Annotated in this window: 6 protein-coding genes; 5 read left to right on the top strand and 1 reads right to left on the bottom strand. The window is 34.1% G+C overall.

Annotated features, from left to right (window positions below; genetic code table 11):
• Window positions 1–518 precede the first annotated feature (518 nt).
• Window positions 519–1,478, top strand: coding sequence for an alpha/beta hydrolase (locus acsn021_RS01475; RefSeq protein WP_184093760.1), 960 nt, complete (start codon window positions 519–521; stop codon window positions 1,476–1,478).
• A gap of 146 nt (window positions 1,479–1,624) precedes the next feature.
• Here the strand turns inward: acsn021_RS01475 and acsn021_RS01470 are convergent, their stop codons facing one another.
• Window positions 1,625–2,323: a hypothetical protein gene (locus acsn021_RS01470; protein ID WP_184093761.1), complete on the bottom strand. Its 699-nt coding sequence runs from the start codon at window positions 2,321–2,323 to the stop codon at window positions 1,625–1,627.
• 867 nt (window positions 2,324–3,190) lie between these two features.
• Here acsn021_RS01470 and acsn021_RS01465 point away from each other — a divergent pair.
• The 4 genes from acsn021_RS01465 (at window position 3,191) to acsn021_RS01450 (ending at window position 11,460) form a co-directional block, all read left to right on the top strand.
• The gene (locus acsn021_RS01465; RefSeq protein WP_243167917.1) at window positions 3,191–5,158 is read left to right on the top strand and encodes an endonuclease MutS2; all 1,968 of its coding nucleotides are present in this window, start codon (window positions 3,191–3,193) and stop codon (window positions 5,156–5,158) included.
• Between the two features lie 211 nt (window positions 5,159–5,369).
• A complete protein-coding gene (locus tag acsn021_RS01460; protein ID WP_184093762.1) occupies window positions 5,370–5,837 on the top strand; it encodes a hypothetical protein in 468 nt (155 codons plus the stop codon).
• A 14-nt stretch (window positions 5,838–5,851) separates the two neighbouring features.
• Window positions 5,852–8,644 carry a hypothetical protein gene (locus acsn021_RS01455; protein WP_184093763.1) on the top strand — a complete coding sequence of 931 codons (2,793 nt, stop codon included), beginning with the start codon at window positions 5,852–5,854 and terminating at the stop codon, window positions 8,642–8,644.
• Between the two features lie 14 nt (window positions 8,645–8,658).
• Window positions 8,659–11,460 carry an amidohydrolase family protein gene (locus acsn021_RS01450; protein WP_184093764.1) on the top strand — a complete coding sequence of 934 codons (2,802 nt, stop codon included), beginning with the start codon at window positions 8,659–8,661 and terminating at the stop codon, window positions 11,458–11,460.
• Window positions 11,461–11,558: the final 98 nt, after the last annotated feature.

The following is an 11,558-nucleotide window of genomic DNA, read 5'->3' as shown; positions in this document are numbered from 1 at the left end:
TTGGTTAATAACTTGAAATTGACAGTTAAAGTGATTTCGTTATTTGATAGACGCCGTCATTAAAATTGAGAATACTCAGAGATTAGAACCCTCCAGGCAGATGCATCCACATCCGTTTGGAGGGATTTTTAAAAATCCCTCTTCCCTTTATTGGGAATATATGTTAATCTGTCTTTATAGTTGTATGTACATTTTCTCTCTTAATTATAAATCATACGTACAAATTGATATAAATTGTTTATATTATTCTTCGGATTAATATAAAGGTAACTACTAACAGAGTACTTTTTTAACAAAGCGGGGTGATGTGTAGGAATAACATAAAAAAGGAGAGCATTACTAAGTGATGCCTGCCAAAGAACACACTTGGAGTTTACAAAAATCTGAAAAGAAGGAGGATTTGTAGAATTATTGCAATGTTAGTATCAATAATTAATCATCTATGAGAAGAAAGGGGTGTATGGATGCATAAGGAGATATGCATCCAACAAAATATGATTATGAAGAGAACATTTTCTATGCTATTAAGTTTACTTATGTTAATTTTGCTTGCCGCCTGTGGTTATGTAGAAGCTTCTGCTGCAGAAATAGAATCCGGGAATTATGAAACCGCCTCACAAGATATCTTGGCAGCGGCCGTCAGCTATTCCATACCAACCAAGTACACCACAAAGCGAACGAATAATGCCGGTACAATCCGACAAATCAACTATACCACTTATGATTACTTCGGAAATAATTCACAGATAACCAAACCTGCCTATGTCTATCTCCCGTATGGTTATAACAGTAATCAAAAATACAATGTACTTTACCTGATGCATGGTATTGGCGGGAATGAACGGGAATGGGGTATGTTTAACGATTCCTCTACTGTCAAAATTATTATGGATAACCTAATATATTATAAAGATATTGATCCTTTTATTATTGTAACTCCTAATGGGCGTTCCAGTAAAAATTATGCCAATACCTCCTCTGACCATAATTCCTTTTACAAATTTGGACAGGAGCTTAGGAATGATTTAATTCCCTATATTGATAAGAATTTTTCTACTTATGCAAATTATAACCCTAACTATTATGACAAAACCGCAGCCAGAGGGCATAGAGCAATGGCCGGCCTATCCATGGGCGGTATGCAGACAATTAATATTGGTATCTGCGAATCCCTTGATCTTATAAGCAATTTCGGTGCTTTCTCTGCTGCTCCTACTACCTATAATGCCTCAAGGATAGCAAATACTATAAACAATAATTTTAGCAATTATAATATTAATACCTTCTACAATATGTGCGGCACTTCTGACGGCATTGCTTGGGCCAGTGCTACGGGTGCTACAAACGGAATTACTTCTCTAACGAATAAATTAACTTACGGTAACAATTTAACCTGGCAGGCAATTCAGGGCGGCGGACATGACTTTAATGTATGGTACCTTGGTTTCTATAACTTTGCCCGTATGGCTTTTAAATAATATTTGGTATAGTATTTTAATTGGTACGATATCCTTTAACTGCAAAGTACCGTCAAACAACAACACGTTTGACGGTACAAAATAAAGTTTCTGCTATTACTATACAGGGGTTTCCATCACTTTCAAAAAACAACATTACATACTAATTAATAATATAACTCAAACACGCTGTCAACTATATCAATTACCATATCAGGTTTGCCTGAGCCAATTGAATAATCATACCTCCAAGTTTTAGGAATCACAACATCTGCATTTTTCTCAGTTAACTTAAAATGCAGATTCTTTGGAGCCTTGTTCAACTTAAAATCAATTGCAGAACCATTTGCTTTTATATTAAATTCTTTTTTTGGCGATGCAGATATTATCTCATAGCTGTCATACTTTGATTCTATGGTAATTTTATTCTCTGCTTTATCATTTGTTATAATTACTGCGCAGGATTCAGTATTCAAATTTGTATCTAAATTAATATTATTCAATGTGATTCCAGCACTACTTGAACCTGTTATATCAAGAGAGAGCTTTGCTTTATCCGGTACTTTTACTACTATTCCACCTTCTTTTATTGAGGGGGCCTTATCGTTTCCAATATAACGAAGGTCTATTTTTAAAACATCATCTTCTATAGAAGTCTTGAAATCATATATCGTATCTGAAGCTGTACCATAATAACTAAATTTATAAGATTTTGATGTACCTTTTTTAAAGGTAATATTACAACCTTTAATATTAGCCTCAATCAAGTTAACGTCCTTAGCTTTTATTGATTGTGCTATAACCGTGGTATAATTAATAAATAATAAACACATTACCGTTAGTAATGCTAACAATTTATTTTTCATTATCAAATCCCCTTTCTGATAAAATATATAGTATTGGAGTGGAATAATTTGTATGCAGTTGATTCCAATTATGCATCATGAACCGCATCCCGTCAAGTAGACAATCAAAAAAATATTAGTATATTACGATTGTTCTTCAAACGGAACAGTAGCTATAACTCATATTCACATATTGAATGCTAACTGGAAATGAATACAAATCAAATAATAATCATTTCCCTCTTTACTTTCCAAGGGCTTTATGGTAACATGCATTTGTAAATAAATATAAATTTTAAAAATGAAAGGATGGTTTTGATGTCGGTATTATCTGTAAGTGAGGTTCGTGCTAACTAGCACATAACTAAATCTATGAGTAAAAGCATGTAATATTTTATAGAAGGCAATTATGCCTTTATTTGTTATGCCTATACTCAACCTGCCTTTACAGAAAATACTCCAAACCGTCTTGTTATATAGTAACTAGGCATAATAGGTGTACCCTGTTATGCCTTTTTTGTATAAAAGACTATGTCGCTCTATGCGGCAAACATTTTTGAGTAACGAGCTTAAAAGGTTACGTTACTTTAAAATCTATACCCACAGGGAGTATCCTTGTGTTGTCCGGTTGGTACTTAGACGAATTCAGCAGAATAAATGTTCAGACTGCAAGGCATTTGAGGCGTAGCGGTGACTATTATTACATCGCAGTAGTTGAATATTAAGGCAAATATTCGTCCGTTATCAATCAAACAACACACTAGTAAGGTAGGGATGCTTTTTCTGTGGGTATTATTATTGAAAGCTCCATATCATTGTTCCGGGGCTAATGAATGAATAAACCTGTGACTCAAAACTTGCAGGTATCGGAAAGGTATAAACACTATAATGAAAGATACTATGATTTATAAAACAATACAAACTTTAGAATATGACCAAATACTTGAGATGTTGTCGAACAACGCAGCATCTGATAACGCCAAAGAAAAATTGACGGCACTCCGTCCCTCCCTATCCATCACTACAGTTAGGGCAAAAATAAAAGAAACAACAGACGCCAGAAGAATACTAGACAGCTTGGGAACACCGCCTCTTCCTACTATGAAAGATATTAAGACTTTACTCGAACTGGCAGAAAAAGGTTCCATGCTTACAGCGGAACAGCTATCCTTTATGGGACAATTTCTGTCTTCCTGTAACCGAATGAAAAATTATTTAAAAAAGTCAGAGTTTTTGGATGTTGACATTGCCTACTATGGCAAAACCCTGCAAGATTTAACTCCTCTGCTAGAAGAAATTAATCAGGCTATTCGCAACGACCGGGTAGATGACAGTGCTTCCAAAGAATTAAAGGATACAAGGAGAAAAATTGAACTGACGAAATCAGATATTCGCTCAAAACTTGAAACTATGCTAAGAAGTAAAAAAGACTGGTTTAGTGAAGGCTTCATTTCATCCAGAAACGGTCATTATGTACTACCGGTAAAAAAAGAATACAAGCACCAGGTGGGAGGCTCTATCATGGGGACCTCTTCCACCGGCTCCACCTGTTTCATCGTTCCTAACGCTGTTTTAAAGTTAGAAGAAGAACTCTCCCTTTTGCTTATTCGTGAAGAGAACGAAGAACGTAAGATACTATACACTTTAACCTCTTTGGTTCATGAAGAAGCTGCTTCTATCCATCTAAACATGGAGGCTTTGGAGACTCTTGATATTGTATTTGCAAAGGCAAAATTAAGCCTTGATTTAAAAGCTAAACCGGCAGAAATAAATGATACCGGCAATATAACTATTATCAACGGAAGACATCCTTTATTAAAAGCAAAAGAATGTATACCTTTGAATTTTTCTATTGGCAATGGTACTAAAGGTATTATTATAACAGGACCTAATACGGGAGGTAAAACCGTTGCTTTAAAAACAGTTGGCTTATTACAGCTTATGGCTCAAAGCGGTCTTCATGTTCCTTGTGAGAGTGCTGAAATTTGTATGACAAATAGCATACTATGTGATATTGGTGATGGTCAGAGTATCTCAGAGAATTTATCAACTTTTTCTGCACACATTACCAACATTATAGAGATATTAAGACATTCCGATAAGGAAAGCTTGGTATTGCTGGATGAATTAGGCTCCGGAACTGACCCGGCAGAAGGTATGGGAATTGCTATTGCAATTCTTGAAGAATTAAGAGCAAAGGGGTGTCTGTTTATTGCCACCACCCACTACCCGGAGGTTAAGGAATATGCCGCTAAAACCGAAGGCTTTATGAATGCCCGTATGGCATTTAACAAGGAAAGCCTAGAGCCTTTATATAAGCTGGAAATCGGGGAAGCCGGAGAAAGTTGTGCTTTATATATTGCCAAACGTCTTGGTCTGCCAAAGCATATGCTGCAAAAGGCTTATGATGAAGCTTATAAGAAGGAAGATGAGAAGGCTTCACTGCGTCCTATCGATTCACTATTTATAGAGGATGCAATTGAAACAATTGATGGGGTTGCAGTAAATCATATTCAAAAAGAGCCCGTTCTAAAACCTGTAAATGAGCGAAGCAGCCGTTTTCAGTTAGGAGACAGTGTTGTTGTCTATCCTCAGAAAAAAATAGGCATTGTCTTTCAACCCGCCAACGACAAGGGTGAAGTGGGGGTTCAGGTACAAAAAAAGAAGGAGCTTATCAATCATAAAAGACTGAAACTGAAAGCTTCTGCCAGCCAACTCTATCCCCCGGATTATGACTTCTCTATTCTGTTTGATACGGTCGAAAATAGAAAGGCAAGGCACAAAATGGGCAAGGGGCATCAGCCAGACCTTCAGATTAATTATGAAGAGGAATTATCATGGAAGAGATCCGAATAGGATAAAAAGAAATAAGTTCCAATAAGACATGTTCTACAAAGACCTTATAAGCCTCCGAGCTGATGCAATGCATCGTTTAGTTTGGAGGCATTTCTTTATCTTTATTTGTGAAATAAACCACATCAATTGACTGTGCAATTCTTGCCGGATTTTACGATTTAGTGTATAATAATGGAAACTAAATGAGTAAGCTATGGAGGATAAATACTCAATGAAAGCAATCGTAATAAAAAAAGAATCAACTGCTATAAAATATGATTATCCTGCTGATATTAAACCTTATCTAGAATGTGATGGTGTATTAGTATTAGAAATTACAAGTGAATCTAGCCTTTATAACAAGAAGAACATTAAAATTAATGACCTGCTTACATTAGATAATAAAAATGAGTTATGTATTCTTTTAACAGGTCTTACGGTAAGATTATTTCAGCAGTTTAAAAAAGAAGGGCTGGGTGACTTTCATGACAATAAAACGCTGGTAGAGAAATTTCAAAAAGCAATTGAGAGTATTCGATACCATCGGGAAGATATGCTGAGCAAATCGAAAGATGAGCCATTGGAATTTTTGATGAAAAGTGTTGAAATGGTTGATTTTATGGATTGCTTTCATGATTTATTCATAACATATATGAATACCTTCAAGTTAAACGCAATCTGTTTCAATTATAAAGAATAAACGAGGGGAATACTATGGAAAAAGAAGTCTTAAAGATACAAAAGGATACTGCATTTGGTGTTCACAATATAGCAAATGCTTATGAAAAGGATTGGTCAAGTCATCAATACAATCAGGCAATTAATATATTCAAACAGATACTGGATATGCAGAAAAAAGCAAAGTGTGAATATACAGATAAAGAGAAAAATCCAGCGCAAGCGTATCGATTTCACAGTAACTTTAACAATATTCTGGCTTTTGTTGGAGACCGTGGAACAGGAAAAACTTCAACTATGTCCAATTTTGCCAAACTATTATCCTCAAAAAATGAAAATGCCTTTTCAAATCCTAGTACAAAAGATACCTATGAGTCTCTCTTTTGTCATATAAAGTATCACGTATTAGACACAATTGACCCTTCCATATTTGAAAATGAAGATTCTATTATCGATGTAATCATTGCAGAAATGTTTAATGTCTTTCGTCAAAAAGAAGATGTAGGAACCTTTGCAGACAAAAAGGAGGTTGTCCATAGTTTTGAAAAAGTATATGCCGATTTAAGAGAGCTTGCCGCTTCTCCAAAAGAAAGGTATAAGGAAAATGTTGATAACTTGGAGGTCGTCTCCTCCTTAGCCCAAGCTATGAACCTTCAAAATGACCTCTTTAAGCTTATAACCAGCTTTTTAAAGTATATCAATCAGAATGGGGATGATTATTTTCTAATTATACCCATCGATGATATAGACATGAATATAAATGGGGCGAATAAGCTTCTTGAGGACCTACGCAAATACCTATTTATTCCTAATGTTATTATATTATTTGCCATAAATGATGAACAGATGAATCAGTTGATTATGCAGAATAATATCAGACAGTATTACAGCTATATCAATTATATCAATCAAAGTAAAGATATACATCAAAATTTGCAATTAGACAGTGAATTAAAGAACAAGACACAAAAGTACGTAGAAAAAATTATACCATATAACAGAAAGGTTTATATGCGGCAAACTCACTCTGATATTATGGTAGAGTTAGATGATAATACCCCCGAAACACTCTATTCAGTGACATCAAAATTGTTCTACGAAAAGGTAGGTTACTGTATTGCAACAAAAAAACATTTTAAACATATAATACCTAAAAACCTACGTGGAATCGTTGACATCCTATTAACTCTATATGAGATGAACGACAATGAAGTTCATCGTCAAAATAATATTCAAGCAATAATTACCTATTATCTAAGTTATGCTAAGGATAATTTAAGTAATTATACTGATATCGAACTATTAAAAGAAATTGGATTAGGAGATGCGGATAGCATTAATAGAAAGTTATTCATTAATTTATGCGAAAAAATAAATGATGTAGCTGATAGAAGTGAAGATTATACAGCAATTGTACAATATAAAAGCAAGATATGCGATGCCCGCGTAACCTACGGAGATATTATTAGCATTTATTACACTGCTACTAAGTATCTAAAGAATGAAACCAAATTTTTAGAACTTGTTAAGCTATTTTATTCCTTACGATTGTTAAAGCTTAAATCACAACATGCATATGCAGAAATTTTTTATAACCTCTTAGGAAACGACTGGCTGGGAAGTATTTTTAACGATGCTAGAAATTACAATGCTTTTAAAGAGGAAATAAATTTGGGTACCGACATTATATTACCAGAACTGACTATTGATAAAATTACCTTGCCACCCTCTTTTTATAATTATGTAGTTGAAGAAGAGGGCTTATTAAAGTATATACATAGAGCAGGTGCCTTGAATCAATACAACAAAGTATCTACGTCATTTGAAGCTATTCAGAATATACTTGATATACTAGAGAAAGAAGAAGTTAATTCTCCTAATGAAAATCAGCACTTAACAGAATATATTGAGGAATGGCAACATGTTAATGAAGGGTTGGCTTGTTTTTATTCATTGCTACAACAACGGGTAAGCCAAATTGCTCGATTAACAAGTTGGAATAGTGAACAGCCTTCTATGCTTATCGAAAAAGAAACTATTACTAACTTCACATATAGTCCTTTTCATATAATCAACTATTATTTTTCTGATTTTTACTTGGAGGAACAGTATACAAAGGATGTATCTGGGGATGCTTCCTTGCTTGAGCTACCAAGCATGTTTGAATCCATTATTAATATGGATGTATATTTTGAATTTATAAGAATCTTACGAAAAAGGATTCAAAATAAACGCTTTGAAAAAACGGATTATAAAAGCAAATTAAAAAGTTCTATAGAACTATTAAACGACAGCTTTAATGAGGCGTATTCTCAGTTTCCTACTGTACTTAGGCCAAGTATTCACTTAGAATTGCCAGCTTATATCTTAAATTTTGTTCAGATAAATTTAGATTATAATATTGAAAAAGAACAAGTCCAAAAGGAACACTTTGCTAATATTGTGACATCTCCTCCTTTTGCACTTGAAAAGACAGTACCACCTACAGCAAAAAAAGAAAAGTATATGAATGATAGAAAGCTTGCCTATAACTACATTAATTCCTCCGCAAGCAGGTGCTCCAGAAATTATCAGCAGGGAATGAAAATTAACTTACCTGCCATTAAAAAGACACTTAGTAAAAAATTTGATGAGTTACTAAAATATGTCACAGATGTTACTCAGAAAACAATTTTGGAGAACGAAATATCAGATTATTTTGATACAATAACCAAAAACCATACTATGAATCAAGATGCTATGAATTTTGGAGAAGAGCAGGTTTTTGGAGAACGAGGAAGAAGAATCATTCGTATGTTTGATGAAGCCACAAACCAATTAGCAGAATAAAGTAGGAGGTTATTATGGACAATATGCAATTCCCACTACGGGTTCTTTTATGTGAATATAATCCTACACGAATTCTTAATCAATTTCTATCAAAAGATGTAAGAAAAAAAACTATGCATATGGAAGTGTTGAATTATTCCAGTGATAAAGAAATAAACCGCAATCTCTTTGTAGACTTATATCAAGAGATTGCAAAAGTATTTTCAAAAGATGAGATAGAGAATCTCTTTTTTGTCACCAGAGAAGAATCCAAGCAGACCGTTTATCAAACAGGACAAACATATTCTGTATTCAATCTGATTGCCAATTATGCAGGAGATTTTCTTGAAAATGATGGTGAAAATGTTAAATGCAAATACAAAGAATTATTAAAATGGAGAGATACTACCTTATATCTGGATCAGGATATGTTTATTGCTGCCCATTTTGCTTATTGTGATGTACTCTCTGGACGCAAGCGGGTAGATTTTTCATGGGACGTGGTAACGAAAAGTAATAATATACGTATTCATAATATGCTGTCTCAGGGTATGGCGGATAATCACTTCCACTTACTAGGTTCAGCCCCAACTTTTAAATTGTCTTGGCTTAATATCATGAATAACGTAAAAAGTAAGGAAGAACTTAAGCTAGATGAAAGATTAGAGCGGTTAGACAAGGGCTACGGAGAGTATACAAGAATTAGTAATCTGCTGACATTGGCACAAATTATAAGAGTTGTATTATTTTATCAAGTATACGTATGTAAGAAGTATTCTGATTTTGATAAAATATATCAGAATCTGCAAGCAGAGCATATAATAAAAGCAATCATGGAATATGATAAGGAAAATAAAATTATTAAACTATACGACCACCAAATTCAGTCAGAAATAAGTGTTTTAAACACATTGTTAGATGGTCGTTCCAGAGATAGCATCGATTACTGTTTAATAAACCAAGTTCGCAGAAATGACAGCATCTTCGAGTACTTTTCAGGAGAACGTTTTTTCATGTATAAGTGTTTTAAAGCAATCTTTACTAATGATAAAGATTTTATGAAAAACGCTGATTTGTTTTATGCTTACTTGGTGATTAAAAATACGTTAAGAAAAGAATTGATACAAGCCAATAATCGTGTAGGATTTTCTAACTTTTCAGATTATCAAGATAGAAAGCAGAAATTTTTACGCGGAAACCGTACTTTAAAGGATTTATTACCAGCTCAGGCAATCTTAATGTCTGTAAAACGTCAGAATGTAGTATCTATTGAAGCAAGAATTTGTCCTGATAAGGATGTGAAGCAAAATATAAAAACGATTCATTCTTATGATTCACAAATAATAAACGAGCTATGCAATGACGCAAACAATTATTGGATTGACAAGAGAAATTTCAAATCTCATTTGCTAGGAGAACGATATTCCATTGCAGAAAGAAACTTTTACGAACATCTTTCTAATAACACAGCAGAAGAAAAGCAAAAAATTGACTCCATTCTCAAAGAGCATTTTTTCTATGTATTTCATTTTCCCAAATGTATTGATAAAAAAATCAACTCTGAAGATCCTTTAAGTGGGCTAATGTATTGCAGGCATTATGAACATAGAAAAGAATTAAAGCAATATGCAAAAGCCATCGCCAAGATGCGGGAACATAATAGAGACATATCCTCCAGAGTACTGGGAATCGATGCATGTTCCAACGAATTAATAGAACGCCCGGAAGTATTTGGACAAGCCTTTCGTTATCTGAAAGGACATATTCCCAATAGAGATTTTGAACGGGAATTTTGCAAAGAAATTCATCTTCCCCCCTTACGGGCTACCTACCATGTAGGCGAAGATTTTCTTGACATTGCAGATGGTTTGAGAGCCGTGGAAGAAGCAATCATTTTTCTTGAACTAACGCATGGTGACCGGCTAGGTCACGCTATAGTCCTTGGAATTGATGTAGAAGACTGGTACAAGAATAAAGGAAATCATGTCAATCTGTCAAAGCAGGATTTACTCGATAATATTGCATGGACAATCAAAAAGTTAAAAGAATATACCATTGATAATAGTTCAGAATATATTGATAAACTTCAAGAACTATATAACGATTACTATTCTCAGATATATATGACTGGCACGGATTGGACAACGAAAGACGTAGCATGGAATCGCTCTAATAACGAAGTAATGCCCGTTGATTTATATATACTGGCATGGCATCTTCGTGGAGATGATCCTAAGATGCTTTATGATTTTACTTGTGCAAAGGATAAAGTGTCCTTTTCCCAGAATAAAGACATCAGTTATTGGGATCGGTGTGCCCTTCAAAAAGGTAAAAAAATTCGCCGGGACAATATAATTACAACTTTAACTCTAAGATATCATTATGATGCAGGAGTTAAGCAGGAAGGAAGCAAAAAAGTTGTATTTAAAGTTCCTATATACATGATAAAAGCTTTAAAAGCAATACAACTAAATATGCAGCGTGAAGTCAGGGAACGAGGTATTGGTATTGAATGTAATCCAACATCAAACGTGCTAATTAGTACATTTAAAAGATTTGACAAGCATCCCATACTTAACTTTAACAATCTTGGTCTTGAGACGAGAAGTGAAAGTATGGATAAGGCACAATTATTCGTTTCCATCAACACCGATGATCAAGGCGTTTTTGATACCATATTAGAAAATGAATACGCCTTAATAGCATTGGCTCTTGAAAAGGTTAAAGACGAGAATGGAATGCCTGTATATAATCAGACACGAATTTTTAATTGGTTAGATTCGGTTAGAAGAATGGGGTTAGAGCAATGCTTTCATTTTGACCGGCAGATTCCTTAGAATATTCTATATTTCCCTAATGGTAAGTAAAGGTATTTTGAGTGTTACTACTATAATACTTCTCTAATAATTGATACGGTTATAAAAAACATCCTGTC

The organism is Anaerocolumna cellulosilytica, from assembly GCF_014218335.1.
Taxonomy (GTDB): Bacteria; Bacillota; Clostridia; order Lachnospirales; family Lachnospiraceae; genus Anaerocolumna; species Anaerocolumna cellulosilytica.
The sequence above is the reverse complement of the archived record's forward strand: the minus strand, read 5'-3'. Positions and strand labels throughout refer to the sequence as shown.